Source organism: Streptomyces sp. SUK 48 (assembly GCF_009650765.1).
In the GTDB taxonomy this organism is placed as follows: Bacteria; Actinomycetota; Actinomycetes; order Streptomycetales; family Streptomycetaceae; genus Streptomyces.
Genome location: NZ_CP045740.1, coordinates 7,028,798 through 7,053,718 on the forward strand (window position 1 = coordinate 7,028,798; position 24,921 = coordinate 7,053,718).

Here is a 24,921-nt window from a genome sequence, read left to right on the forward strand (position 1 = left end):
GCAGTGGCCGTTGAAGGAGGCGACGCTCATGTCGAGAAACGCGAAGATCGCCGTCGGGGGTGTGGCGGTCGGCCTGGTACTGCTGCTCCTGGGGCTGCCCCTGTGGGTGGTGCTCCTGGTCGTGGTCGGCATCCCGGCCGCCGCCTACCTGGCGCTGGACCCGTCCCAGCGGCGCAGGCTCCGCAGGATCAGCCGCAAGGAACTCGGCCGCTGAGACGGATACCGCGCCGCCACTGATCACAGGGGCCGTACGGCCATCCGGTCGAGGGCGTCCAGCAGCCCGGGCAGTTCCGGGCCGCGGCCGACCGGCAGGACCTCACCGGGTTCCTCGTCGAGCAGGACGAAGGCGATGTCGTCGGTGCGCGCCACCATCGACCAGCCGGGGCCGTCCGCGCGCAGCGTGCGGGCGTCGCCGGGGGCGAAGGTGGAGCGCACCCGGCCCAGCGGGGGTGGCGAGTCGACGTAGGCGCGGGCCTCCGCGAGCACTCGCCGGATCCCCTGGTGCCCGCCCTTCGGCGGTTCGGCCGCGTCCCCGGGCCCCTTGTCCGTCGCCCCGGGCTGCCCCGAAGGCTCGGCGGCAGGGGCCCGGCCGCCGGGTACGGCGAACTCGGCGTCGTTGATCTGCTGCCGCCAGGCCGCCCACTGCGCCGCGATCTCGTCGGCGCCCAGGCGCCGCTGAGCCGGGCCCCAGACGCTGGTGTCCGGCGGACACAGCGGAGAGCGCTCACCCGTCTCGGGAGCGGGATCGTGCGGCGCGGGAACACCGGGAGCCGCTACGGCGACCGCCAGGGGCCAGCCCGGCAGCGCGGTCACGATCGCGCGCTCCTCCGGCGACAGTTCGTACTCCAGGCCGCAGTCCCAAGAGGCGATCGCCACCGCGACCAGCGAGACATCGTCGATGACGACCGTCCAGCGGGCACCGTCGCCGTCCTGCCCGAGCACCAGGCCGTACCCGTCGGCGCGGGGCGCGAGCCCCAGCGTCGCGCACGACTCCGGATAATCGTCGCCCAGCACGCTCGGAAACTGCGCCGGCGTCAGCAGCACCGCCGTCAGCACATACAGCGCGTCGTCTGCGGCGGCGACGGCCCCATCGTCCATTCCGGCCATCCCTGTCTCCCAGTGGCTTGTCCAACCGCGCGCACCCTAATGCGGACGGAAGGCCCTTGTCACGACTCCTCACACCACGCGGACCTGCAACTTTCCCCCTGGACGGGGGCGAAACGACCACGGTCTGCACGGGACTTCCCCAGACCGCCCCCCACCCGGGGACCGCCGAGGTCGCGCAATCCGCCGGACAATGGTGCCCGTCCTCCTTCCGAAACGGGGAGATCGATGATGGTTCATCTCCCCGTGCTCCCCATAAAGTTGGCCTTCGGCGACAGAAGGGGGACGACGCGGTGAAGCGCTTCGAACGGCTGGAGCGGATCCGCCGGCTGGACCCGGTGGCGGACGCCCCGGAGATCTACCGGCTCAGCGCCGTCTACGAATTCCCCTGGGACTACACACGCGCCCTCGAGCTGGCCCTGTACCGCACCTACGCCGTCCCGAGCATCGGCCGGCTCCTCGCGCGCACCGCCGAGCTGACCGACCGCGCCCAGAAGCGTTACGACGACACCGCGCTGCTCCTCGACACCGTCGTGGAGCACGGCTTCGCCGCGGAACAGGGGCGCACGGCGATCCGCCGTATCAACCAGATGCACCGCAGCTACGACATCGGCGACGACGACATGCGCTATGTGCTCAGCACCTTCGTCGTGGTGCCCAAGCGCTGGATCGACACCTACGGCTGGCGCCGGCTGTCCCGGCACGAGATCGTCGCCGCCACCGAGTACTACCGCACCCTCGGCCGGCACCTGGGCATCCCCGGCCTCCCCGGCACCTACGAGGAGTTCGAAACCCTTCTCGACACCTATGAGGAGGCGAACTTCGGCTGGGACGAGGGTGGCCGGCGGGTCTCGGACGCCACCCTCGACCTGATGGCGTCCTGGTACCCGCGCCCGTTGGCACCCCTGCTGCGCACAGGTGTGCTCGCGCTGCTCGACGAGCCGCTGCTGAACGCGTTCCGCTATGAGCGGCCCGGCGCGGCCACCGTCGCCCTGGTGCGTCGCGCCGTCCGAGCGCGCGCCCGGGTGGTGCGGCTGCTGCCACCGCGCCGCGCACCCCACTTCGCGCGCCAGAACCGGGAGATCAAGGGTTACCCGAACGGCTACCGGGTGGCCGACCTCGGCACCCGCCCGGTCCCGGGACTGGGCGGCTGCCCGGTGCGGCATCTGGACACGTCAGACTCCGTCGAGTGACGCGAGGGTGTCGCGCAGCCAGCCGAGTTCGGTCCGGCTCGTGGCACGCGCGATGGTGAGGATCCCCTGCCGGAAGGGGTCGTCCACCTCCTCGGCGCGGACCGGCCGGTCGCCGTCGTAGAAGAAGCTCGTCGGCTCCTCCAGGAAGGCGAGCCGCCGGCTCAGCACCGCGGCCTGGGCGGCGGGGTCCGCGAGGTGGCGCAGGAAGGCGAGCAGGACGAACCACTGGTTCTCGTCGGTGATCTGGCGCTCCCCGGGTTCGGCGAGCCGGCGCCTCAGCTCCTGCCGGCCCTCCTCGGTCAGCCGCAGCACATGGCGTGGCGCGGCCACGGCGCCCGGCTCGGTGGCCCGCACCAGAAGCCCGGCCTTCTCCAGACGCTTGATCGCCGGATACAGCGTGCTCTCCGCGACCGGCCGCACATGCCCGGTGAGCGCCGCGATGTGGCGGCGCAGCACGTATCCGTGCAGTGGGGCCTCGTACAGGAATCCCAGGATGGCGAGTTCGAGCATGCCCGCATTCTTCCGTACCGGAGCGCTGTACAGCGCTCCTTCAATACTGCTTTGACGTAATACCTCGGAACCGATGTATGGTCGATACGGTGATCAAGGCCGACAGGGGAGGGTGCCGTGCAGCAGGCCGTATTCGATGGCGAGGGAAGCCGGATCCGCTGGACCGAGGTTTTGGGGGCGGAGCCCGCCCGGGTCTACCTCCACGGGCTGGGGTCGATGTCCGCGCCCTATCACGCGCACATCGCCGCCCGCCCCGAACTCACGGGCAGACGCAGCCTGTTCATGGACCTGCCCGGCCACGGTCTCAGCGACCGGCCCCAGGGTTTCGGCTACACCCTGGAGGAACACGCCGACGCGGTCGCGGCCGCGCTGGACGCGGCCGGAGTGAGCGGCGCCGAACTGATCGCGCACAGCATGGGCGGCGCCGTCGCCATCGTGCTCGCGCACCGGCGGCCCCTACTCGTCTCGCGGCTGGTGCTCTCGGAGGCCAATCTGGACGCCTTCCCGCCGCTGACCGCGGGCAGCAGCGCGATCGCGGTCTACGAGGAAGACGAGTTCGTCGAGGAGGCGTACGCCCGCGTCCTGGCGGCCGTCGGCCCGCTGTGGGCGGCCACCATGCGGCTGGCGGATCCGCGCGCCCTGCACCGCAGCGCCGTCGGCCTGCGGCGCGGCTCCGACCCGGTGATGCGCGAGATCCTGGAGGGCCTGGACATCGACCGGGTCTACCTCCAGGGGGCGGAGAGCGGCGAACTCGAGAACCGGGAACGGCTGGAAGCGGCCGGTGTACGGGTGCTGACGGTGCCCGGCGCCGGGCACAACATCATGTTCGACAACCCCGGCGCCTTCGCGGCCGCCGTCGCCGCAAACATCTGATCCTCAGTCCTCGCGCACGGCGAGGGCGAGGAAGCGGTCGTTTTCGTCGACGTACGACGTCATGCGCCACCCCGAACGGGACAGCAGCGGGCGCAGGTTGGGCTCGGCCCGCAGGTCCTCCGGCGTGATCTGCCGGCCCTGCCGCGCCGCCAGGGCCGCGCGGCCGATGGGATGGAACAGGGCGAGCCGGCCGCCGGGCCGCACCACTCGGGCGAGCTCCCGCAGGTTCTCCACCGGGCGCGGCAGATGGGCGATCAGCCCCGCCGCGAACACGGCGTCCAGGCACTCCGCGCGCAGCGGCAGGGCGGCCACGTCCGCGAGCAGCAGCACTCCCTCCCGGTCCCGGCCCGCCGCGACGGCGGCCGCGAGCATCGCCGGGGTCAGATCGGCGCCGAGCACCACGCCGGTGGAACCCACGGCGGCCCGCAGCGGGGGCAGCGCGCGCCCCGTGCCGCAGCCCGCGTCCAGTGCGCGGTCGCCCGCCCGCAGCCCGAGGCCGGCCACGGCGGCCGCGTACGCGGGCCCGTCGTCGGGAAACTTGCTGTCCCAGCCGGCGGCCCGGGCGGTGAAGAACTCCTGGACATGTGCGTGGTCGTCGCTCATGACCCGCATGATGCCCTGATTCCGTGGCCCGGTGCCGCGCGTTCCGCCGCGGTGCCTCTCGCGTCCGGACGCGGTGTGGACGCGCCGGACGCCGGCCGGGGTCGCCGCTCAGTCCGCCAGGTCCCGGATCGCCACCACCTCTTCTACGGGGACCCGTACCAGCAGCTCACCGGGAACGCCGTTGCGGGCGCCGAACTCCTCGGCACGGTCCTCACCCATGTACCGGGCGGCGACCCGCGCGGCCCAGTGGCGCAGTTCCGCCGGATCCTCGGACAGCCGGGCGTGACCGCTGAGCACTACGAAATGGAACGGCGGCCGGTCGTCGTCCACGCACAGGGCGACACGCCCGTCACGGGCGAGATTGCGCCCTTTCACGGTCTCCCGGCCGGTGAGAAGCACCAGTTCGTCCCCGTCCAGCAGGAACCAGACCGGGGCCACATGCGGGCTCCCATCGGCGCGAACGGTGGACAGTTTGCCGGTGCGGGTGCCTTTTGAGACGAACGCCCGCCATTCCTCGTCGGTCATCTTCTGTGCCATGCGCCCATCCTCCTTGCCCCTGCGCCGCACGTGGGGAAGGCTTGCGGAGGGTTCCTCCGGCCAGGGGGGAAAGATCGCACGGGGAGAGGGACATGGCGCAGAACCAGGGACTCGGCTGGCTCCTGGACGATCTGACGGAACGTGTGGACGACGTACGGCACGCGCTGGTCCTGTCCAACGACGGACTGGTCACCGGTGCGAGCACCGGGCTGCGCCGCGAGGACGCCGAACACCTCGCCGCCGTGGCATCCGGACTGCACAGCCTGGCAAAGGGCTCGGGGCGCCACTTCAGCGCGGGTGCGGTGCGCCAGACGATGATCGAGTACGACGACGCCGTGCTGTTCGTGACCGCGGCCGGCTCCGGCAGTTGCCTGTGCGTGCTCAGCGGGGCGGAGGCCGACATCGGGCAGATAGCGTACGAGATGACCCTGCTCGTCAACCGGGTCGGCGAACACCTCGGCGTCGACGCCCGGAAACCCGAGCGGGCACCGAACAAAGACCTCTGACCTGCGAATTCTCAAAGCTCCACGGGAGTTATCCACAGGCCCGCCACGGGATGCGCCGATCCGGCTACGGTGTGTGCACGGCGATCGCACAGGGCGTGAGCCACCGACTCCACGGGGAGTACGACCATGTCGGCACACACCTTTGAACCAGTCCGCTGCGACACCTGCACCCCGGGCCGAGCCGCTCGTGAACTGGGCATGCTGCGAGGCGAGTTCGACCTCGCCCTCCAGCTCGGCCATGTGCGGACCGTGCCCGACGAGGGCGGGGGAGGGGGCCGGCTGGTGGAGCGCGCGGAGATCGACCGGCTCCGAGCGCAGGACGGGTTCCCGGACACGCTCCGCGACCGGGTGCGCGTGGTGGGCACCGCCGACGGCGCCGAGGTGATGGACATCTCCGCGGGCCGCTTCACCCGGCTCGCCCGCCTGGGTCTGCTCGTGCCCGTGAAGGTCTACGTCAACCGGTACGGCGCCGTGGTCTGGCTCTATCTCACCGAGGAACTGAAGCACTTCGCGGCCGCCGCCGAGAACACACAGCTGCTCAAGGGCCGCACCCCCGAGACGCTGCGAGGCCAGCTCGCGGAGGGCGTGGACCTGCGCGCCCGCAACTGGCGCATGCGGCAACTGGGCTGCCTGCTGCGACAGGCGGACGACCCATGGGCCCGGGCCGGGGCCCTCGCCGCCCTGCTCCGGCCGGTCGAGGTCGCCGACATCGTCGAGGACCCGTACGAGCGCGCCTGGGTGAACCGATTGCGGCCCGCACTGCCCGGCCAGACTCTCGCCGGAACCTCGTTCGCCCATGTCGTCGAGCAGATCACGACCGCGCAGGACACGGACGAGATCGAGTGGCTGCGCAGCGACCTCGCGCACTCGGTCGAGGAAGCACGGGCCCTGTCGCCGGCCCCGCGCCCGGCCGCCCGCCGCACCGGGCCGACGACACGTCCGACGGCACGGCCGATCCCGCCGATGGCGCGCACGGTCACGGCACCGGTGGAACCGATGCCGACGCCGGTGAGGCCGACGGAGAGCGCGGACGGACCGACGGAGACCGCGGACGGATCGACGGCGGGTACGACCGAGCGGACGGCGGGGGCGGCGGAGCCGCTCGTGCGGGCCGTCACGCCGCACCGAATCCCCGGCGGCGGACGCGCGCCGGAGCGGCGGCACGCGTCGTCGCGGGTACGGCCCGCTCCTGCCCCCGTACCTCGGTTCCCCGGAGCCGGGCCCGCCTCGATGCGTTCCACCCGCCGGCTGCGTGCCTTGCTGCGACGCGGGACACCGCGGCCCGCAGAGGTCCGAGCATCCGTGGTCGAGCCCGGCCGGCGGTCCGCTACAGGGACCTGAACAGTCCCTCCTGGACGACCGAGACGAGCAGTCGCCCCTCGACGTCGTAGATCCGCCCGCGGGCGAGACCACGCCCGCCGGTGGCGATTGGCGACTCCTGGTCGTACAGGAACCACTCGTCGGCGCGGAACGGCCGGTGGAACCACATGGCGTGGTCGAGCGAGGCCATGTCGAAGCTCCGGCGACCCCACAACGGTTCGATGGGGATGCGCACCGCGTCCAGGAGCGTCATGTCGCTGGCGTAGGTCAGCGCGCAGGTGTGGACCAGCGGGTCGTCGCCCAGGGGACCGACCGCGCGCATCCACACCGCGCTGCGCGGCTCGGCGCCCTTCACCTCCTCGTCGGTCCAGCGCAGCGGGTCGGCGTACCGGATGTCGAAGGGCTGGCGGCGCGCCATCCGCTCCAACTGCTCCGGCAGCGTGCCCAGGTGCTTGCGTATCTCCTCGGCCACCGTCGGCAGTGACTCGGGGCGCGTCAGCTCACGGGCGGGCGGCAGCTGGTGCTCGAACGGTCCTTCCTCGGGCTTGTGAAAGGAGGCGGTCAGATTGAAGATCGTGCGGCCCTGCTGCACCGCGGTGACACGGCGCGTGGTGAACGAACGCCCGTCGCGGATCCGCTCCACCTGGTACACGATCGGCACGCCCGGACGGCCCGGGCGCAGGAAGTACGCGTGCAGCGAGTGCACCGGACGGTCGCCGTCCGTGGTGCGGCCGGCGGCGACCAGGGCCTGGCCCGCCACCTGGCCGCCGAAGACCCGCTGGAGGGACTCCTGCGGGCTTCGGCCGCGGAAGATGTCGACCTCGATCTGCTCCAGGTCGAGCAGATCGACCAGTCTTTCGGCCGGGTTCGTCGTCATGGGTGGGATTCTCCTGTGGTCACAGCTGGCCGACGTCGGTGACGCGGAGGACCGCACGGCCCTCGGCGTCCGAGGCCGTGAGGTCGACCTCCGCGCTGATACCCCAGTCGTGGTCGTCGTTCGGGTCGTCGAAGATCTGGCGGACCCGCCACAGACCGTTCTGCGGCTCCTCCTTGATGACCAGCAGCTTGGGACCGCGCGCGTCGGGACCGGTGCCGAGATCCTCGTACTCGTCCCAGTACTTGTCCATCGCCTCGCCCCACGCGTCGGCGTCCCAGCCGGACTCGGCGTCCATCTCGCCCAGTTCCTCGACCTGGTCCAGCGCGGCCAGCTCCACACGGCGGAACAGCGCGTTGCGGACCAGCACCCGGAAGGCGCGCGCGTTGGTGGTGACGGGCTTGACCTCGTCGGCCTTCTCCTGGGCCTGCTCGGCGGTCATCTCCTCGGGGTTCGCCAGCTGCTCCCACTCGTCCAGCAGGCTGGAGTCCACCTGGCGCACCATCTCCCCGAGCCACTCGATCAGATCCTGGAGATCCTCGGACTTCAGGTCGTCCGGGATGGTGTGGTCGAGGGTCTTGTAGGCGCTGGCCAGGTAGCGCAGCACGATGCCCTCGGTGCGGGCCAGCTCGTAGAAGGACACCAACTCGGTGAAGGACATCGCCCGTTCGTACATGTCACGGACGACCGACTTCGGCGACAGCGGGTGGTCGCCGACCCAGGGGTGACTCTTGCGGTAGGTGTTGTAGGCGTGGAAGAGCAGCTCTTCCAGCGGCTTCGGGTAGGTGACGTCCTGGAGACGCTCCATGCGCTCCTCGTACTCGACGCCGTCGGCCTTCATCGCGGCCACCGCCTCGCCGCGCGCCTTGTTCTGCTGGGCGACGAGGATCTGCCGCGGGTCGTCCAGCGTGGACTCCACCACGGACACCATGTCGAGAGCGTAGGAAGGCGACTCGGGGTCGAGGAGTTCGAAGGAGGCGAGGGCGAAGGTGGAGAGCGGCTGGTTGAGCGCGAAGTCCTGCTGGAGGTCGACCGTGAGCCGCACGATGCGCCCCTCGGCGTCGGGCTTGTCGAGCTTCTCCACGATGCCGCCGTCGAGCAGCGACCGGTAGATCGCGATCGCCCGGCGGATGTGCCGCAGCTGCTGCTTGCGCGGCTCGTGGTTGTCCTCCAGGAGGTGGCGCATCGCCGCGAAGGCGTTGCCCGGCCGGGCGATCACCGACAGCAGCATGGTGTGCGTCACCCGGAAACGGGACGTCAGCGGCTCCGGCTCCGAGTCGATCAGCTTCTGGAAGGTGTTCTCCGTCCAGGCGACAAAGCCCTCCGGCGCCTTCTTGCGCACCACCTTGCGCCGCTTCTTCGGGTCGTCGCCCGCCTTCGCCAGTGCCTTCTCGTTCTCGATGACGTGCTCCGGCGCCTGGGCGACGACGAGGCCCGCCGTGTCGAACCCGGCCCGCCCGGCCCGGCCCGCGATCTGGTGGAACTCGCGCGCCCGCAGGGTCCGCACCCGGCTGCCGTCGTACTTGGTCAGCGCGGTGAAGAGCACGGTGCGGATGGGCACGTTGACACCGACGCCGAGCGTGTCCGTGCCGCAGATCACCTTCAGCAGACCTGCCTGGGCGAGCTTCTCCACCAGTCGCCGGTACTTGGGCAGCATGCCGGCGTGGTGTACGCCGATGCCGTGCCGGACGTAACGGGAGAGGTTGCGGCCGAATTTCGTGGTGAAGCGGAAATTGCCGATCAGCTCGGCGATCTGGTCCTTCTCCTCGCGCGAGCACATGTTGATGCTCATCAGCGCCTGGGCCCGCTCCACGGCCTGCGCCTGGGTGAAGTGGACGATGTACACCGGCGCCTGCTTGCTCTCCAGCAGCTCGGTGAGCGTCTCGGTGAGCGGCGTCAGCTTGTACTCGTAGGAGAGCGGCACCGGGCGGGTCGCCGAGCGGACCACCGCGGTCGGGCGGCCGGTGCGGCGGGCGAGATCCTTCTCGAAGAACGACACATCGCCCAAAGTGGCGGACATCAGGATGAACTGCGCCTGGGGCAGTTCCAGCAGCGGAATCTGCCAGGCCCAGCCTCGGTCACCCTCCGCGTAGAAGTGGAACTCGTCCATGACGACCTGGCCCACGTCCGCGTTCTTGCCGTCACGCAACGCGATCGAGGCCAGCACCTCGGCGGTGCAGCAGATCACGGGGGCGTCGGCGTTCACGGAGGCGTCGCCGGTGAGCATGCCGACGTTCTCGGTGCCGAACAGCTTGCACAGCTCGAAGAACTTCTCGGACACCAGCGCCTTGATCGGCGCCGTGTAGAAGGTGACCTCGTCCCGGGCCAGCGCCGCGAAGTGCGCGCCCGCGGCGATCATGCTCTTGCCGGAGCCGGTGGGCGTGGAGACGATCACGTTCGCCCCGGACACCGCTTCGATCAGCGCCTCTTCCTGGTGCGGGTAGAGGGTGAGGCCGCGCTCCTGGGCCCACGACTCGAAGGCTTCGTAGAGGGCGTCGGGGTCGGCGGTCGGCGGCAGCTGATCGATGAGGGTCACCCTCCCATCTTGCCTGCCCTCCTCCCTGATCGGGGAATCGGCTGGGGCGGCGAAGATCATGGCAGCTACGCTGTGTCGCCGACGGAGCGTCAGCGCACCGTGTCAACTGGACAGCGGTATATGAGGAATGGGGCGGGAAGCGGCCATGATGGGACCAGCACACTCACTGTCGGGAGCCGCGGCCTGGCTCGGCGTCGGGGCGGCCGCCGCCGCGGCCGGGCACCCGATGCCCTGGCCGGTCCTGCTGGTCGGCGCCCTGATCTGCGCTGGTGCCGCGCTCGCACCGGACCTCGATCACAAGGCCGCCACCATCTCGCACGCCTTCGGGCCCATATCGCGCTGGCTCTGCGAGATCGTGGACAAGCTGTCCTACGCCGTCTACAAGGCGACCAGGATGAAGGGCGACCCGCGCCGCTCCGGCGGCCACCGCACGCTGACGCACACCTGGGTGTGGGCGGTCCTGATCGGTGCGGGCGCCTCGGCGGCGGCGATCACCGGGGGCCGCTGGGCGGTGCTGGCGATCCTGTTCGTGCACATGGTGCTGGCGATCGAGGGCCTGCTGTGGCGGGCGGCCCGGGGCTCCAGCAGCGACATATTGGTCTGGCTGCTGGCGGCGGCCTCCGCGTGGATCCTGGCGGGCGTGCTCGACAAGCCCGGCAACGGCTCGGACTGGCTGTTCACCGAGCCCGGTCAGCAGTACATATGGCTGGGGCTGCCGATCGTGCTGGGCGCGCTGGTGCACGACATCGGGGACGCGCTGACGGTGTCGGGCTGCCCGATCCTGTGGCCGATACCGCTGGGCCGCAAGCGTTGGTACCCGGTGGGCCCGCCGAAGGCGATCCGGTTCCGGGCGGGCAGCTGGGTCGAGCTGAAGGTGCTCATGCCCCTGTTCATGGTGCTCGGCGGCGTGGGCTGCGCGGCGGCCCTCAATATGATCTGAGCCCGCCCGTTGATTCGAGTCCGCCCGTAGATCCGAGCGCGCCCGATGATCTGGGCCCCCCCGCCGGATCAGGTGGCGTCGCCCGCGCCCGCCTCGCCGTAGCGGCGCTCGAAGCGGGCGATGCGGCCCTCGGTGTCGACCTGACGGGCCTTGCCCGTGTAGAAGGGGTGGCTCTCCGAGGAGATCTCCACGTCGATCACCGGGTAGGACTCGCCGTCGTCCCAGTCGATGGTCTGCTCGCTCCGCGCGGTGGACCGGGTCAGGAACGCGTAGCCCGCGGCGCGGTCGCGGAAGACCACGGCGTGGTAGTCGGGGTGCTTGTCCTGCTGCATGGCGGCTCCTTGCGCGGGGCGGTCGGGCAGGGCGCGGGCGGGACGGCCGGGTCCCGGAGGTCAACCGGAGACGGAGTCCTCGTCCACGATGTGCATCGCGGCCTCCTCCGCGGAGGCGGCGGCGCCGTCGATGCCGACGTCGCTGGCGACCAGGGCGGCCTCCTCGTCCTCGTGCGCCCCTTCGTCGGGCGCCACCAGGCGGCCGGAGCGCAGATCACCGACCTCGTTGTCGAGGAGTTCCCCGTCGGTGCCCTCGCAATCACCGATGCCGTCGTCGTCGGGGACCTCCCGGTCGGGCATCTCCTCGGCGAGGCGCTGATCGAGGGTCTCGCCCGCCCTGCGCTCGGACGCGGTCACGCCGTCGTGTTCCACCGCCCAGGGGCGCTCCGGAGGCGACCAGCCGCGGTCGAGGGGGTCGTCGACGCCGTCGAAGTCCAGAGTGTCCTCGACGTCGAGCACCCCCGAGTCCTCCCGCCCCTCCGAGGGGTCGGGATCGGGCTGGTAGACGTCGTCCCCCCAGCTGTCGGCGCTGTCCACGACTACCTCCAGGTGGTGAGGACGGCCGGATACCGCCGAAGCGGGCGGCGGGCCGTCGGCACACGCGGCACGGATGCCACACGGCGCGGACCGGGAGGTTCCCGGGCGAAACCCGAGCCGGTGCCGCTCTCCAGCCTTCCACTGCTGCTCGCCACCGCGCAACGGCACAGGGCCCGGGCGGCCCCCGAGGAGGACGCCCGGACCGGACGCTCAGCCGTGCCAGGACCGCCACAGGGCCGCGTACGCGCCGCCCGCCGCGACCAGGTCGTCATGACTGCCCAGCTCGCTGATCCGGCCGCTCTCCACCACGGCGATCACATCGGCGTCGTGGGCGGTGTGCAGCCGGTGGGCGATGGCGACGACCGTGCGGCCGTCCAGGACCCGGGCGAGGGAGCGCTCCAGATGACGGGCCGCGCGCGGGTCCAGGAGCGAGGTCGCCTCGTCCAGGACCAGGGTGTGCGGATCTGCCAGGACCAGCCGGGCCAGCGCGATCTGCTGGGCCTGCGCCGGGGTCAGCGTCAGCCCGCCGGAGCCGACCTCGGTGTCCAGGCCCTCGTCCAGGGCCCGCGCCCAGCCGTCGGCGTCCACGGCACCGAGGGCCGCCCACAGCTCCGCGTCGTCGGCGCCGTCCCGGGCGAGCAGCAGGTTGTCCCGCAGGGAGCCGACGAAGACGTGGTGCTCCTGGTTGACCAGGGCGACGTGCGAGCGGACGTGCTCGGCCGGCATCCGGGACAGCTCGGCCCCGCCGAGGGTGACCCGGCCGTCCCGGGGCGCGTAGATCCCGGCGAGCAGCCGGCCCAGGGTGGACTTGCCCGCGCCCGAGGGGCCGACCAGGGCGAGCCGGGTGCCCGGCGCGACCTGAAGGGACACCTCGCGGAGCACGTCGACGCCCTCCCGGTAGCCGAAGCGCACCCGGTCGGCGCGCACGTCCCGCCCGTCGGGCGCCACCGACGCGTCCCCGGCGCCCGGCTCGATCTCCCGGACCCCGACGAGGCGGGCGAGCGACACCTGGGCCACCTGCACCTCGTCGTACCAGCGCAGGATCAGATTCACCGGGTCGACGAGCATCTGGGCCACGAGCGCGCCCGTGATCAGGCGGCCCACCCCGAGCCAGCCGTGCAGGACGAGCGTGCCGCCCACCATCAGGACCGAGCCGAGCACGATGACGTGGGTGGCGCTGACGACCGGGAACAGCACGGACCGCAGCCAGAGCGTGTACCTCTCCCATGCGGTCCAGGACTTGATCCGCCGCTCGGACAGGACGACGCGGCGCGCGCCCAGACGGTGCGCCTCGATGGTGTGACCCGCGTCCACGGTCTCGGCGAGGGCGGCGGCGACGGCCGCGTACCCGGCGGCCTCCGAGCGGTAGCCGGCGGGTGCCCGCTTGAAGTACCAGCGGAATCCGGCCACCAGCACCGGCACAGCGAGCAGCACGGCGGCCGCGAGCGGCGGGGCCGTCACCACCAGCCCGCCGAGCAGCAGCAGGGCCCATACGACCCCGATCGCGAGCTGCGGTACGGCCTCGCGCATGGCGTTGGCCAGGCGGTCGATGTCGGTGGTGATGCGGGAGAGCAGGTCGCCGGTGCCGGCCCGTTCCAGCACGCCGGGCGGCAGCCCGACCGAGCGGACGAGAAAGTCCTCGCGCAGGTCGGCGAGCATCCGTTCGCCGAGCATGGCGCCGCGCAGCCGCACCTGCCGGACGAACACCGCCTGTACGGCGAGCGCCAGCAGGAACAGGCCGCTGGTGAGGCCGAGATGCAGTTCCCTTCCGCCGTCCGACAGCCGCTGGACCAGGTCGCCGAGCAGGTAGGGGCCGGCCATGGAGGCGATCACGGCCACCGTGTTCACGGTGATCAGCAGCAGGAAGGCGGTGCGGTGCCGGCGGAACAGTTCGGCGACGTAGGCCCGTACGGTCGCGGCGGAGCCGACGGGCAGGGTGGTGGCGGTCGTCGGGGCCGCCGGGTCGTCGGCCGGTGGTGCGACGCCGATCATGCGCTCTCCTCGATCTCTGCCAGCTCCCCGAGGGTGTCCAGCAGGATGTCCTCGTCGGCGGTGGCCGGTTCGTCGTCCGTCTCGCGTGTCACCACGGCCCGGTACCGGGGCTCGCCCTCGAACAGCTCCCGGTGCGTGCCGGTCGCCACGACCTCGTCCTCATGGACCAGGACCACCCCGTCGGCGCGGTCCAGGAGCAGCGGGGAGGAGGTGAACACCACCGTGGTGCGCCCCGAGCGCAGCCGGCGCAGCCCGTCGGCGATGCGGGCCTCGGTATGCGAGTCGACCGCAGAGGTCGGCTCGTCCAGCACCAGTACCTCCGGGTCGGTGACCAGGGAGCGGGCCAGGGCGAGCCGTTGGCGCTGGCCGCCGGACAGGGACCGTCCGCGCTCGGTGATGCGGGCGTCCATCGGGTCGGCGGCGTCCAGGGAGCCCTGCACCAGGGCGTCCAGGACGTCCTCGCAGCGCGCGGCCGCGAGCGCGTCGGCGGCCGTGACGGCGCCGGAGGCGGGCACGTCGAGCAGCTCGCGCAGGGTCCCGGAGAGCAGCACCGGGTCCTTGTCCTGGACGAGGACGGCGGTCCGGGCGAGGTCCAGGGGGAGTTCGTCCAGCGGCGTCCCGCCGAGCAGCACCGAGCGGCCCGGTTCCGTGGGGTGGCCGCCGAGCCGTTCCGCGAGCCGGCCGGCCGCGTCCGGGTCGCCGCACACCACCGCGGTGAGCCGCCCGGCCGGCGCGGTCAGCCCGGTGGCGGGGTCGTACAGATCACCGGTGGGCACCTCCGCCCGGTCGCCGCCCGCCGATTCGCGGGCGTCTCCGTCCGCCGCAGACCGCTCCAACGACAGCACCCGCGCGGCCCGCTTGGCCGACGGGCGGGAGAAGGAGTAGGACATGGCGATCTCTTCGAAGTGCTGCAGGGGGGATAGCTGAGGACCATCACCAAGCTGTAGACGGTGACCAGTTCACCGACGGCGATACGGCCCTCGCGGACCAGATGGACGCCGTACCAGACGACCGCGATCAGCAGCAGGCCCGGCAGCAGTACCTGCACGGCCGAGATCAGCGACCACATGCGGGCGCTGCGCACGGCCGCGTGCCGTACCTCCTGGGAGGCGTGGCGGTAGCGGTCGAGGAAGAGCTCCTCGCCGCCGATGCCGCGCAGCACCCGCAGTCCGGCGACGGTGTCCGAGGCCAGCTCGGTGGCGCGGCCCGCCTTCTCGCGCTGTACGTCGGCGCGGCGGGTGGCACGCGGCAGCAGCGGCAGCACGGCGAGGGCCACGACGGGGAGTCCGGCGGCGACGACCGTGCCGAGCGCGGGCTGGTAGACGAGGAGGCCGACGCAGACGACGACGACCGTCACCGCGGCGGCGGTGAAGCGGGACACCGCCTCCACGAACCAGCCGATCTTCTCCACGTCGCCGGTGGACACGGCGACCACCTCGCCGGCCGCCACCCGCCGGGTGAGCGCCGAGCCGAGTTCGGCGGCCTTGCGGGCGAGGAGCTGCTGGACGCGGGCGGCGGCGGTGATCCAGTTGGTGACGGCGGCCCGGTGCAGGAAGGTGTCGCCCACCGCGATGGCCGTGCCGCACAGCAGCATCAGCGCGCCCGTCAGGGCCAGCCGGGAGCCGGACCGGTCCACGACGGCCTGGACGGCGAATCCGACGCAGAAGGGCAGCGCGGACACGGCGACGAAGTGGAGCAGCCCCCAGGCGAGCGCCTTGAGCTGGCCGCCCAGCTGGTTACGCCAGAGCCACCACAGGAGTCGGGGCCCCGAGCGCGCGTCGGGCACGCCGGGGTCGGGATAGGGAAGGTCGTGAATCCGCATGACGTCCAGATGGCTCGTGACAGCGTGTCAGGAAACGGCGGCAGCCGGGGGTGGCGGCGGCCCGGGACAAGCCGTGAAAGGGTCGCTTCGCAGAGTCGGGAATTTCAAACGGTTTTCGCGTCAATCGGGCGTCATGCCAGCATGGCCGGGTGCATATAGACAGTGTGCGGCGCTCGACGCGCTGGGTGGCGGCCCTCGGAACCCTGTTCCTGACGACTCTTTCGGCCTGCGGCACGGCCTCGTCCGGCGCCGCGCCCGGCCATCACGGCCCGGCCGCGCCGACCGCCTCCGGTTCCGCGGCAGCCCCTGACCCGGCCCGCATCCCCGGCGTCGGCAGCCATCTGTACGCACGGATACCCGCGCGGTCCCGCCAGGTCGTGGCCGTGTACGGCGAGGGCCGGGACTCGGCCGAGTCCGACGTGGTGCTCTACGTGCGCCGCGGCGGCGGCTGGCACAAGGAAGGCGGCTGGGCGGCGCACAACGGGCGGCGCGGCTGGACCCTCGACCACCACGAGGACGACAAGCGCAGCCCGGTGGGTGTGTTCACGCTGTCCGCCGCGGGCGGTACGTTCGCCGACCCGGGGAGCAAGCTGCCGTACGACCACAACATCTACGCCTACGCGTCCCCGAAGGAGTGGCCCAAGGCGTACCAGCACGACTTCGGTTACGTCATCGCCATCGACTACAACCGGGTGCCGGGCACCCCGCCGCGCGACGGTACCCGCCCCTCGGGCGCGGCCAAGGGCGGGGGGATCTGGCTGCACCTGGACCACGGGAGCGGCACCTCGGCCTGTGTCAGCATGCCGAGGAGCGCCATGGAGACGCTGCTGCGCACGCTCGACCCGGCCCGGCACCCCGTTGTCGTCATGGGGGACCGGGCGGATCTCGGCGCCTGAGGGCCGCGCGGCCGTCAGTTCCCCGTCGAGCCGCCCCGGGGTGCCGAGGACGGCCCCGCCGTGACGGTCGAGCCGATCACGTCCACATCGCTGGAGCGGACGTAGGCGATCCGGTGGTCGAACTGGATCTGGTAGTAGGTCTCGTCGCCCCTGACCACCGGCTCGGGGCTGTCGACGAAGGCCGAGCGCGGCACGAAGGAACTGTCGATGGTGCCCTCGGTGACGTACCGCTGGCCCGCGCGGAAGTGGTAGGGGAGCGGCGCCTCGGGCTCCTCGTCCATGCCCTCCGGGTAGGCGTCCTCCTCGGGCAGGGCGCGGCCGAAGACCGGGATCTCCTCGAGGCCCTCCTTGGGGGTCACCATCTTTCCGGCCGCGCCGACCGCCGTCGCCTGCGTCTTCGGGTTCTTGAACCACGCCTTGTGACCCTGATACCAGACCGCCGTCCAGTCGCCCCGGCGCTCGGCGACGGCGAAGGTCTGCCCGGCCGAGGCGCGCGCCCCCAGGTCGTCGACGTCCAGCGTGGAGCCCCCGCCGTCCGGGTGACGGCCCGGGTCCTGGATCAGCGGCGCCTTCTCGTCCGGCCGGGTGTACATGCGGACGGCGCTGGAGCCGTGCTTCGGGCACGGCGCCCCGGGCTTGAGGCAGCCCGTGAACGTGGGCGAATGGGTGGCGTAGTCCGGCAGGATCGTCACCATGTCGCTGTTCGGCCCGGCGGTGGCCTTCAGGGGCGCGCCGAGGAGGTCGAAGTAGTGGCGCCAGTCCCAGAAGGGGCCCGGGTCGTCGTGCATGTCGGGGATGGAGTCGCCGGTCGGCGAGGGCACGTTGTCATGGCCGAAGATGTGCTGCCGGTCGAGCGGAACGTCGTACTTCTTCGCCAGATAGCGCACCAGGCGGGCCGAGGTTCTGTACATCTGTTCGGTGAACCAGGTGCCCGGCTGCCGGAGGAAGCCCTCGTGCTCGATGCCGATGGAGCGGGCGTTGACGTACTGGTTGCCGGAGTGCCATGCCTCGTCCTTGGTCTGGACGTGCTGGGTGACATGGCCGTCGCTGGAGCGGATCGAGTAGTGCCAGGACGCCTCGGTCGGGTCCTGGACCGTCTGGAACATGCTCGACAGCTTGGCCTCGGTGTCGTGGATGACGATGTACTCGATCTTCTGGTCGCGGGGCCGGTCGGCGAGGTCGTGGTTGCCGTAGTCGCCGTCGTCGTCGATCTCCACGTACGGCGCCGCGAGCCAGTCGCAGGACACCTCGGCCGGGCACTCCGTCCCCTTGGCGTGCTGGGGCTTCTCCGTGCGCACGGTGTGGGGGCTCACGGAGGGGCTCGCGGGCAGGGAGACCTCCTGGCCCTCGGCGGTGGTGCGGTGGGCGCCCTTGCGGATCACCGAGAAGACGTCGTTCGCGTAGGCCGCGGCCGACGTGACGTCAGGAGTGCCGGGGAAACGTTCCACCGCCTCCCACCAGTCCGCGGGGTCGTCGCTCAAGGACTTGCCCAGCTGCTGCTGGGTGGCCGCCAGCAGGGCGGCGCCGCCGCGCACATTGGCGGTGGCATCCGTGCGCAGCCGCCCGGCCGGGGCGTCGGTCAGCCGGGCGGCGCGCTGGAGGTCGGCCGGCTTCACGGACCGGCCGGCCAGCACACCGTCCGGCCGCGCGGCGGGCGCCCCCGCCGCCCCCGCGCTGGGCTGGAGCGCGCCACCGCCCTGGACGCCCGGGGTGGGCGAGGCGGCCGGGAACCGGCTGGTGTCCACCAGATGCATCGGCCCATAACCGCCCGCGACGCTCGGGGAGCCCGGGTGGGCGTCCCAGCGGGTCTGCACATAGGACACGCTCATCAGCACACTGCGCGGCACATGGAAGTCGTGGGCGGCATCGGTGAAGGCGACCTGGAGGCGCTGCTCGGGAGCGTCGTCGTCGGTCAGCGGGGTGAGCAGCAGGGGCGCCAGGAGGGCCGCCGATCCGATGGCGCATGCGGTCCGGCGGCACACGCGGCCGTTGGGGACACGTGGAGCGGTGGGTCTTTTCATGGCACGGGTCTCCAAACATGTTCATCGCGCTCTTCGCAGCCAGGACAAAGGAGTTGCCCCTGACAACCACCCCTTGTACGTTTCCGTGCCCCGCGTGTCCCGTCGCGCCAACCGTCACCGGGGTGGACCAGCGGCCCGGCAGAGGCCACCCGGTCGGCGGCAGCGACTCCGCTCCGACGGCCCGTCAGCGCGGGCGCCCGTACGGGGCGGTGACGGACGGCATTCCGGGTCAGTCCTCGACCGGGTCGACCTGCCAGTCGGGGTGACCCGGCATGGGCGGGGTGTGCGGCCCGTAGAGCCAGGCGGTCAGAAAGGGTTTCAGGTCCTGTCTCGCGACCCTGGAGGCCAGGTCGACGAAGTCCCGGGTGCCGGCCGCGCGGCCCCGGTAGGTGCTCACCCAGGACTTCTCGATCCGCTCGAAGGCCGCGGCGCCGACCTTCTCCCGCAGGGCGTACAGCACCAGGGCCGAGCCGTCGTAGCGCATCACCTTGAACAGCGTGTCGGCGCCGGGTTCGGCGGGCGCGCCGTCGTCGTGGCGCCACTGGTCGTGCTGTGCGTAGGCGTCGCGCATCGCGTCGTCCAGGCTGACGCCGCCGTGCGAGTCGGAGTACAGCCGCTCGTAGAAACGGGCGTGACCCTCGCTCAGCCACAGGTCGGACCAGCGCCTGATGGCGACGCTGTCGCCGGTCCAATGGTGCGTCAGCTCGTGCACGAGGTTGCGTTCGGCGTCGACCCGGTCGCCGAGCAGATCGTCCTTCGGTACGACGGACAGCGACTGGGTCTCCAGCGCCACCGGCAGCTCGGTGTCCCCGACCAGCACGCCGTAGCGGCGGAACGGATACGGCCCGAGCCGCTGTTCGAGCCACGCCAGGTGTTCCGGGGTGAGCGAGCGGTACTCCTCGGTATCGCCGACCAGGTCGTCCGGGACCACGTCACGGACCGGCAGACCGTGCGGCCCGCTGCTGTCGACGACGCGGAATCTGCCGATCGCCAGCTGGACCAGCTGAGCCGCGATCGGCTGCTCGGAGTCGTAGGTCCGTTCGACCCGGCCGCCGGGCCGGGAGGTGGTGCTGACGAGGCGTCCGTTGGCCACCGCGCCGATGTCCGCCGGTGTGGTGACGCGAAAGGTGATCGGTGCGCGCAGGCTCGGATGGTCGTCCGCCGGGAAGATCATCTTGGCACCGTCGGGCTGGGCGCAGACCACGGTGCCGTCGGGCGTGGGCACCCAGCCGTAGTCCCGGATCGCGTCGTCGCGGTGGCGCTGCTGGGTAGGGTCGGCGGTGTAGGCGACATGGACGGTGAAGGCGCGGCCGCGGGGGATCGGCCGGGCCGGGGTGACGACGAGTTCGTCGCCGTCGCGGACGAACCCGGCCGGGACGCCGTCGACCGTGACCCGGTGCAGCGTGTTTCCCGCGAAGTCGAGGTCGAAGCGGGACAGGGCCTGGGTGGCGGTGGCGCTGATGGTGGCGCCCGCCTCGAACGGCGTCCGGGGCGCCTGCCAGTCGAAGTCCAGCGTGTAACGGCGGACCGCGTAGCCGCCGTTCCCGGCGAGCGGCATCAGCGGGTCGCCGATGCCGGGGGCGCCAGGGGACGGGGGCGCGCCGCCCGCCGGGCCCGAGGCGGTGGCGCGCCCCGGTGCGGCGGCCGGGCCGGGCGCGGCTGAGCCGTGGCCGCCGCGCGGGAGCAGGTCGTGGCAGAGGGCGGCGCCGGTGAGGGTGAGGGCACCGGCGAGGGCGAGGGCCATGCGGCGGGGGCGTCGCGTGCCGTGCGCCTTCCCCGCCCCCTGGCTCGGGGGTCCTGCCGGGCCGCCTGCGGACATGATCTCCATGCACGCACTATGCCAGTTTGATCAGTTTATAGCACTAAATCTCCGTCAGGGTGACGATGCGCCAGATGCGCTCCGAGCGGCGGGCCTCTCCCTCGACGCCTCATTGCGGCCGGGTCCAACTCCCCGTAGAACACCGCCCATGAGACAACGGATAGTCATGTCCATGCTTGCGACCGCGGTCCTCCTGATCGGCGCGCTGCTCGGCGCCGGCGCCGGGACCGCGACCGCCCGGGCCGCCGACGTCCCCGCCGAGTTCGGCACCGACTGGCACGACCCGGTGACCGCCGCCCCGCCCGTCGCCCGGCCGCACACCAAGTCCTGCCAGGTCACCCTGGCCGACACGCAGTTCCGCGACTTCACGCCCTACCGGGGCGCGTACACCCCGCCCAAGGGCTGCGGCGACCGCTGGAGCAAGGTCGTACTCCGCCTGGACGGCACGGTGAAGGGCCGTCAGTACGACCGGCTCGGCTATCTGCACGTCGGCGGGGTCGAGATCCTGCGCACCTCCACCCCGGAACCCTCGCCGGACGGCATCGCCTGGCACGTCGAGAAGGACGTCACCCGCTACAGCGACACCTTCCGGAGTCCGCGGGACGTCGAGATGCTGATCGGCAACGTGGTCGACGACACGTACACCGGCGTCATCGACGTCCACGTCACCCTGACGTTCTACGCGGGCAGCCCGGCCGAGCGGACCCCCGACCGCGTGCTCACCCTCGCCGACACGCCCGACGGCACGACGCTCACCGCGCCGCGCAACAGCGAGCGGATCGTCGCCGAGGTCTACGCGACCGGATCCGGCGGCGGCTGCGAGGAGTTCTGGTATCTGACGGTGGCCGACCCGGCGTCGTACTCCTGCAAGGCCGATCACGGCCCCTACCGCGAGGTGCAGATCAAGGTCGACGGCCGGACGGCGGGCATCGCCGCGCCCTTCCCGAACGTGTGGACCGGCGGGTGGTCCGATCCGTTCCTCTGGTACGTCATCCCGGCCCCGGGCGCCTTCGACGTCCGGCCCATCGAGTACGACCTCACACCTTTCGCCGGGCTGCTGGACGACGGCCGTCCGCACCGCGTCGAGGTCTCCGTCGTGGGCGTGCCGGCGGGCCAGGCCGGCTGGAGCACCCCGGTGAACGTGCTGGTCTGGCAGGACGCGCATCGCGACCACCTCACCGGGGCGGTCACCGAGGACGCGGCGACCGACCTCGTCAACTCCTCGACCTACACGCCGGGTCCGGAGAACCGGGTGGACACCAAGGCCGGACACCGGCTCACCGTCAGCGGATACCTCGACACCTCCCACGGACGAGTGACCACCACCGTCACCCGGACCCTCGCCGACACCTCGGCCCACCGTTGGACCGACGGCGAGAACACCGACGGACTGGACGCGACCTGGACCGACGACCAGACCGTCACCACCGCCGGATCCGGCCCCGCCCGGTCGGCGCACACCCGGCGGACGTACACCCTCGACGGCGTCACCACCATCGGCTCCGACAACCGGCTGCGCACGGTGCTGACGCTCGGCGACCGCGCCTCGGTGACCGAGCTGCGCGGCGGCCGGCGCACCGCGTGGTCACGGCTGGACGACACCTACCGCGGTGATGCCTCCTACACCCTCGACGCCCCGCGCGAGCAGCGGCACGCGGTCGGCACCTCGTCGGAGCGCTATCGCATCCATGGCTCGGGCGGCTGCTACGACCACACACTGGCCACCGCTCAGGGCGCGCTGACGCTGGACCGCAGGGACTGCTAGGGCCGGTCCGGCGGATCGGCGGGCGCCAACCGACGGTGCCTCGTCGGCGAGGGTGAGCGAGGGCCGGCGGGTCCGGATGCACGACGGAGGAGGGGGCCGACGTGACGGGGGCGCCCCCGCGCGCGAAGGCGGGCGTGGAGGCGGCGGCCGACGACAACGCCGCTGGGGGTGCCCCCACGTCCTTGAGGCAGGGGGAGGGCGTACCGACCCCCGCGGTTCGGCCTGATCCGCCGGACAGGTCCTCGCCCCGGGAGTCCTCCGGCGCGGCGGGTCCGGCCGCCGTGCCGGGGGTCAGCAGGGCTTGGGGACGTCCCCGTCGACCAGGGTGTCCAGTAGCACGCCGAGCACCTCGCGTTCCTTCTCGGTCAGCGGGGCGAGTATCTCCTCGGCCGCCGAGCGGCGCGCGCCGCGCAGTTCGCGCAGGGTCGCGCGTCCCTCGTCGGTCAGCTCGATCCGGGTCACGCGCCGGTTCGCCGGATCCGCGGCCCGGCGCACCTTGCCGCTCGCCTCCAGCCCGTCGACCAGCGTCGTCACCGCGCGCGGTACCACTTCCAGGCGCTCGGCGAGGTCGGCCATGCGCGGCGGGGAGGGATAGTGCGCGAGGGTGCGCAGCAGCCGGGACTGGGCGGGGGTGACGCCCAGCTCGCGCTGTTCCAGGTGGCGCTTCTGGATGCGGTGCACCCGGCGGGTGAGCCGCAGCAACTGCTCGGCGAGCAGTCCCTCGGGATCGGGGGTGGTCATGCGGGAACAATATCAGGATGCAGTTCATTGTGAGTATAGGTAACAATGAGCTACGATCCGTTCCGTCATCGTCGGCCGTCTTCGGCCGGCGACCGCCCACCTCCGTAGGAGCCCATGCGTCCCGACCGTGAATCCTCCTGGACCCCGCCCGCCGATGCCAAGGACAGGCCCCGGCAGTGGCGGCGGATCCTCAAGCTGTTCCGTCCCTATCGGGGGCGGCTCGCCGTCGTCGGCCTGCTGGTCGGCGCCTCCTCGCTGGTCTCGGTGGCCACACCGTTCCTGCTCAAGGAGATCCTCGACGTCGCCATCCCGCGCGGCCGCACCGGCCTGCTGAGCCTGCTCGCGCTCGGCATGATCCTCAGCGCGGTCCTCTCCAGCGTCTTCGGCGTGCTCCAGACGCTGATCTCGACCACCGTCGGCCAGCGCGTCATGCACGACCTGCGCACCGCCGTCTTCGGCCGGCTCCAGCGCATGTCGCTGGCCTTCTTCACCCGCACCCGCACCGGCGAGGTGCAGTCCCGCATAGCCAATGACATCGGCGGCATGCAGGCGACGGTCACCTCCACCGCCACCTCCCTGGTCTCCAACGTCACCAGCGTGGTCGCCACCGTCGTCGCGATGGTCGCCCTCGACTGGCGGCTCACCATCGTCTCGCTGCTCCTGCTGCCGGCGTTCGTCTGGATCAGCCGCCGCGTCGGCAATGAGCGCAAGCGGATCACCACCGAGCGCCAGAAGCAGATGGCCGCGATGGCCGCGACGGTCACCGAGTCCCTCTCGGTCAGCGGCATCCTGCTCGGCCGCACCATGGGCCGCACCGAGTCGCTGACCGGCGCCTTCGCCGGGGAGTCCGAGCGGCTGGTCGACCTGGAGGTCCGGTCGAACATGGCCGGGCGCTGGCGGATGGCCGTGATCACCATCGTGATGGCCGCCATGCCCGCCGTCATCTACTGGACGGCAGGTCTCGCCCTCCAGTTCGGCGGCCCCCAGGTCTCGCTCGGCACCATCGTCGCCTTCGTCTCGCTCCAGCAGGGCCTGTTCCGCCCGGCCGTGAGCCTGCTGGCCACCGGCGTCCAGATCCAGACCTCCCTCGCGCTCTTCCAGCGCATATTCGAGTACCTGGACCTGCCGATCGACATCACCGAGCGCCCCCGGCCGGTGCGCCTCGACCAGGTCAAGGGCGAAGTCCGCTTCGAGGAGGTCGAGTTCCGCTACGACGACAAGGGCGGCCCCGTCCTCGACGGCATCGACGTCACCGTCCCCGCCGGCAGCAGCCTCGCGGTCGTCGGTCCCACCGGCGCGGGCAAGTCCACCCTGGGCTACCTGGTGCCGCGGCTCTACGACGTCACCGGCGGCCGGGTCACCCTCGACGGGGTCGACGTCCGCGACCTGGACTTCGACACCCTCGCCCGCGCGGTCGGCGTGGTCTCGCAGGAGACGTACCTCTTCCACGCGTCCGTCGCCGAGAACCTGCGCTTCGCCAAGCCGGGCGCCACCGACGAGGAGCTGCACGCGGCGGCCCGGGCGGCGCAGATCCACGAGCACATAGCGGCGCTGCCCGACGGCTACGACACGGTCGTGGGCGAGCGCGGCCACCGCTTCTCCGGCGGCGAGAAGCAGCGCCTCGCCATAGCCCGCACCATCCTGCGCGACCCGCCGGTCCTCATCCTGGACGAGGCGACCAGTGCCCTGGACACCCGGACCGAGGCCGCCGTGCAGGAGGCCATCGACGCCCTCTCGGCGAACCGTACGACGATCACCATCGCCCACCGCCTGTCCACCGTCCGCGGCGCCGACCAGATCGTGGTGCTGGACTCCGGGCAGGTCGCCGAGCGCGGCACGCACGAGGAACTGCTGGAGCGCGACGGGCGGTACGCGGCCCTGGTGCGCAGGGACGCGCAACTGGAGCCGGCCGGGTGAGCGGTGACCGGACCGGTGACCGGGGGCCATGGGCTCGGGCAGGCGTCTCGGGCCCCCGCCTGAGACGGGCAATTGGGCCGACA

21 protein-coding genes and 1 pseudogene are annotated in these 24,921 nt (G+C 72.0%); 9 read left to right on the forward strand and 13 right to left on the reverse strand.

Translation table 11 applies throughout. From position 1 onward, the window contains the following. Positions 1-28: 28 nt before the first annotated feature. Complete coding sequence (locus GHR20_RS31225) at positions 29-214, forward strand: hypothetical protein (protein WP_111583704.1); 186 nt, start codon at positions 29-31, stop codon at positions 212-214. 23 nt (positions 215-237) lie between these two features. Here GHR20_RS31225 and GHR20_RS31230 read toward each other — a convergent pair whose 3' ends face one another. Continuing rightward, on the reverse strand, positions 238-1,107 hold the full coding sequence (locus tag GHR20_RS31230; protein WP_153815055.1) for a hypothetical protein: 870 nt from the start codon (positions 1,105-1,107) through the stop codon (positions 238-240). 290 nt (positions 1,108-1,397) lie between these two features. Between GHR20_RS31230 and GHR20_RS31235 the strand changes: the two genes are divergently transcribed. Then, positions 1,398-2,297 carry an oxygenase MpaB family protein gene (locus GHR20_RS31235; RefSeq protein ID WP_153815056.1) on the forward strand — a complete coding sequence of 300 codons (900 nt, stop codon included), beginning with the start codon at positions 1,398-1,400 and terminating at the stop codon, positions 2,295-2,297. Here the strand turns inward: GHR20_RS31235 and GHR20_RS31240 are convergent. Continuing rightward, on the reverse strand, positions 2,280-2,807 hold the full coding sequence (locus GHR20_RS31240; RefSeq protein WP_153815057.1) for a PadR family transcriptional regulator: 528 nt from the start codon (positions 2,805-2,807) through the stop codon (positions 2,280-2,282). The genes GHR20_RS31235 and GHR20_RS31240 overlap by 18 nt on opposite strands. 117 nt (positions 2,808-2,924) lie before the next feature. Between GHR20_RS31240 and GHR20_RS31245 the strand changes: the two genes are divergently transcribed. Further along, the gene (locus GHR20_RS31245) at positions 2,925-3,680 is read left to right on the forward strand and encodes an alpha/beta hydrolase (protein ID WP_153815058.1); all 756 of its coding nucleotides are present in this window, start codon (positions 2,925-2,927) and stop codon (positions 3,678-3,680) included. Positions 3,681-3,683: 3 nt separating this feature from the next. Here GHR20_RS31245 and GHR20_RS31250 read toward each other — a convergent pair whose 3' ends face one another. Together GHR20_RS31250 and GHR20_RS31255 are read right to left on the reverse strand one after the other, a co-directional pair. Next, the gene (locus tag GHR20_RS31250) at positions 3,684-4,283 is read right to left on the reverse strand and encodes a class I SAM-dependent methyltransferase (protein ID WP_153815059.1); all 600 of its coding nucleotides are present in this window, start codon (positions 4,281-4,283) and stop codon (positions 3,684-3,686) included. Positions 4,284-4,391: 108 nt separating this feature from the next. After that, entirely contained in the window at positions 4,392-4,820 is a 429-nt protein-coding gene (locus GHR20_RS31255) for a PPOX class F420-dependent oxidoreductase (RefSeq protein ID WP_153815060.1), read from the reverse strand. A 92-nt stretch (positions 4,821-4,912) separates the two neighbouring features. On the opposite strand from GHR20_RS31255, the gene GHR20_RS31260 reads away from it, so the two are divergent. Together GHR20_RS31260 and GHR20_RS38415 are read left to right on the forward strand one after the other, a co-directional pair. Further along, positions 4,913-5,326, forward strand: a complete 414-nt coding sequence (locus tag GHR20_RS31260; protein WP_111583698.1) for a roadblock/LC7 domain-containing protein — start codon at positions 4,913-4,915, stop codon at positions 5,324-5,326. Positions 5,327-5,452: 126 nt separating this feature from the next. Next, positions 5,453-6,667, forward strand: coding sequence for a DUF6397 family protein (locus tag GHR20_RS38415; RefSeq protein WP_343336027.1), 1,215 nt, complete (start codon positions 5,453-5,455; stop codon positions 6,665-6,667). On the opposite strand, the gene GHR20_RS31270 is transcribed toward GHR20_RS38415, so the two are convergent. After that, positions 6,654-7,523, reverse strand: coding sequence for an acyl-CoA thioesterase II (locus tag GHR20_RS31270; protein ID WP_111583696.1), 870 nt, complete (start codon positions 7,521-7,523; stop codon positions 6,654-6,656). The genes GHR20_RS38415 and GHR20_RS31270 overlap by 14 nt on opposite strands. A gap of 19 nt (positions 7,524-7,542) precedes the next feature. After that, positions 7,543-10,056, reverse strand: coding sequence for a DEAD/DEAH box helicase (locus GHR20_RS31275; RefSeq protein WP_161214972.1), 2,514 nt, complete (start codon positions 10,054-10,056; stop codon positions 7,543-7,545). A gap of 145 nt (positions 10,057-10,201) precedes the next feature. Here GHR20_RS31275 and GHR20_RS31280 point away from each other — a divergent pair, with 145 nt between their 5' ends. Next, complete coding sequence (locus GHR20_RS31280) at positions 10,202-10,996, forward strand: metal-dependent hydrolase (protein WP_148026110.1); 795 nt, start codon at positions 10,202-10,204, stop codon at positions 10,994-10,996. Positions 10,997-11,064: 68 nt separating this feature from the next. Here GHR20_RS31280 and GHR20_RS31285 read toward each other — a convergent pair whose 3' ends face one another. The 4 genes and pseudogenes from GHR20_RS31285 to GHR20_RS31300 form a co-directional block, all read right to left on the reverse strand. Beyond that, positions 11,065-11,328: a type B 50S ribosomal protein L31 gene (locus GHR20_RS31285; protein WP_148026109.1), complete on the reverse strand. Its 264-nt coding sequence runs from the start codon at positions 11,326-11,328 to the stop codon at positions 11,065-11,067. Between the two features lie 60 nt (positions 11,329-11,388). Beyond that, a complete protein-coding gene (locus GHR20_RS31290) occupies positions 11,389-11,865 on the reverse strand; it encodes a DUF5709 domain-containing protein (RefSeq protein WP_148026108.1) in 477 nt (158 codons plus the stop codon). A gap of 210 nt (positions 11,866-12,075) precedes the next feature. Next, positions 12,076-13,857: an ABC transporter ATP-binding protein gene (locus tag GHR20_RS31295; RefSeq protein ID WP_153815061.1), complete on the reverse strand. Its 1,782-nt coding sequence runs from the start codon at positions 13,855-13,857 to the stop codon at positions 12,076-12,078. Further along, positions 13,854-15,679 (reverse strand): annotated as a pseudogene (locus GHR20_RS31300) (ABC transporter ATP-binding protein). The gene GHR20_RS31295 and the pseudogene GHR20_RS31300 overlap by 4 nt, the downstream one beginning before the upstream one ends. A gap of 149 nt (positions 15,680-15,828) precedes the next feature. Between GHR20_RS31300 and GHR20_RS31305 the strand changes: the two are divergent. Next, positions 15,829-16,575 carry a L,D-transpeptidase family protein gene (locus tag GHR20_RS31305; protein WP_243878182.1) on the forward strand — a complete coding sequence of 249 codons (747 nt, stop codon included), beginning with the start codon at positions 15,829-15,831 and terminating at the stop codon, positions 16,573-16,575. Positions 16,576-16,589: 14 nt separating this feature from the next. Here GHR20_RS31305 and GHR20_RS31310 read toward each other — a convergent pair whose 3' ends face one another. Together GHR20_RS31310 and GHR20_RS31315 are read right to left on the reverse strand one after the other, a co-directional pair. Beyond that, positions 16,590-18,596, reverse strand: coding sequence for a peptidoglycan recognition family protein (locus GHR20_RS31310; RefSeq protein WP_153815062.1), 2,007 nt, complete (start codon positions 18,594-18,596; stop codon positions 16,590-16,592). Between the two features lie 229 nt (positions 18,597-18,825). Then, positions 18,826-20,424 carry a M1 family metallopeptidase gene (locus GHR20_RS31315; protein WP_243878183.1) on the reverse strand — a complete coding sequence of 533 codons (1,599 nt, stop codon included), beginning with the start codon at positions 20,422-20,424 and terminating at the stop codon, positions 18,826-18,828. 139 nt (positions 20,425-20,563) lie between these two features. Between GHR20_RS31315 and GHR20_RS31320 the strand changes: the two genes are divergently transcribed. Continuing rightward, positions 20,564-22,180, forward strand: a complete 1,617-nt coding sequence (locus tag GHR20_RS31320; RefSeq protein WP_343336028.1) for a peptide-N4-asparagine amidase — start codon at positions 20,564-20,566, stop codon at positions 22,178-22,180. 291 nt (positions 22,181-22,471) lie between these two features. Here the strand turns inward: GHR20_RS31320 and GHR20_RS31325 are convergent, their stop codons facing one another. Further along, complete coding sequence (locus tag GHR20_RS31325; RefSeq protein ID WP_111583686.1) at positions 22,472-22,921, reverse strand: MarR family transcriptional regulator; 450 nt, start codon at positions 22,919-22,921, stop codon at positions 22,472-22,474. 114 nt (positions 22,922-23,035) lie between these two features. On the opposite strand from GHR20_RS31325, the gene GHR20_RS31330 reads away from it, so the two are divergent. Next, on the forward strand, positions 23,036-24,838 hold the full coding sequence (locus GHR20_RS31330; RefSeq protein WP_153815064.1) for an ABC transporter ATP-binding protein: 1,803 nt from the start codon (positions 23,036-23,038) through the stop codon (positions 24,836-24,838). Positions 24,839-24,921 lie beyond the last annotated feature (83 nt).

Coding starts and splice junctions, on each gene's coding strand:
- GHR20_RS31280 (WP_148026110.1), top strand. CDS start 10,202: ATGATGGGACCAGCACACTCACTGTCGGGAGCCGCGGCCTGGCTCGGC.
- GHR20_RS31325 (WP_111583686.1), bottom strand. CDS start 22,921: ATGACCACCCCCGATCCCGAGGGACTGCTCGCCGAGCAGTTGCTGCGG.
- GHR20_RS31285 (WP_148026109.1), bottom strand. CDS start 11,328: ATGCAGCAGGACAAGCACCCCGACTACCACGCCGTGGTCTTCCGCGAC.
- GHR20_RS38415 (WP_343336027.1), top strand. CDS start 5,453: ATGTCGGCACACACCTTTGAACCAGTCCGCTGCGACACCTGCACCCCG.
- GHR20_RS31250 (WP_153815059.1), bottom strand. CDS start 4,283: ATGAGCGACGACCACGCACATGTCCAGGAGTTCTTCACCGCCCGGGCC.
- GHR20_RS31330 (WP_153815064.1), top strand. CDS start 23,036: ATGCGTCCCGACCGTGAATCCTCCTGGACCCCGCCCGCCGATGCCAAG.
- GHR20_RS31255 (WP_153815060.1), bottom strand. CDS start 4,820: ATGGCACAGAAGATGACCGACGAGGAATGGCGGGCGTTCGTCTCAAAA.
- GHR20_RS31270 (WP_111583696.1), bottom strand. CDS start 7,523: ATGACGACGAACCCGGCCGAAAGACTGGTCGATCTGCTCGACCTGGAG.
- GHR20_RS31230 (WP_153815055.1), bottom strand. CDS start 1,107: ATGGCCGGAATGGACGATGGGGCCGTCGCCGCCGCAGACGACGCGCTG.
- GHR20_RS31295 (WP_153815061.1), bottom strand. CDS start 13,857: ATGATCGGCGTCGCACCACCGGCCGACGACCCGGCGGCCCCGACGACC.
- GHR20_RS31315 (WP_243878183.1), bottom strand. CDS start 20,424: ATGGAGATCATGTCCGCAGGCGGCCCGGCAGGACCCCCGAGCCAGGGG.
- GHR20_RS31260 (WP_111583698.1), top strand. CDS start 4,913: ATGGCGCAGAACCAGGGACTCGGCTGGCTCCTGGACGATCTGACGGAA.
- GHR20_RS31310 (WP_153815062.1), bottom strand. CDS start 18,596: ATGAAAAGACCCACCGCTCCACGTGTCCCCAACGGCCGCGTGTGCCGC.
- GHR20_RS31225 (WP_111583704.1), top strand. CDS start 29: ATGTCGAGAAACGCGAAGATCGCCGTCGGGGGTGTGGCGGTCGGCCTG.
- GHR20_RS31320 (WP_343336028.1), top strand. CDS start 20,564: ATGAGACAACGGATAGTCATGTCCATGCTTGCGACCGCGGTCCTCCTG.
- GHR20_RS31240 (WP_153815057.1), bottom strand. CDS start 2,807: ATGCTCGAACTCGCCATCCTGGGATTCCTGTACGAGGCCCCACTGCAC.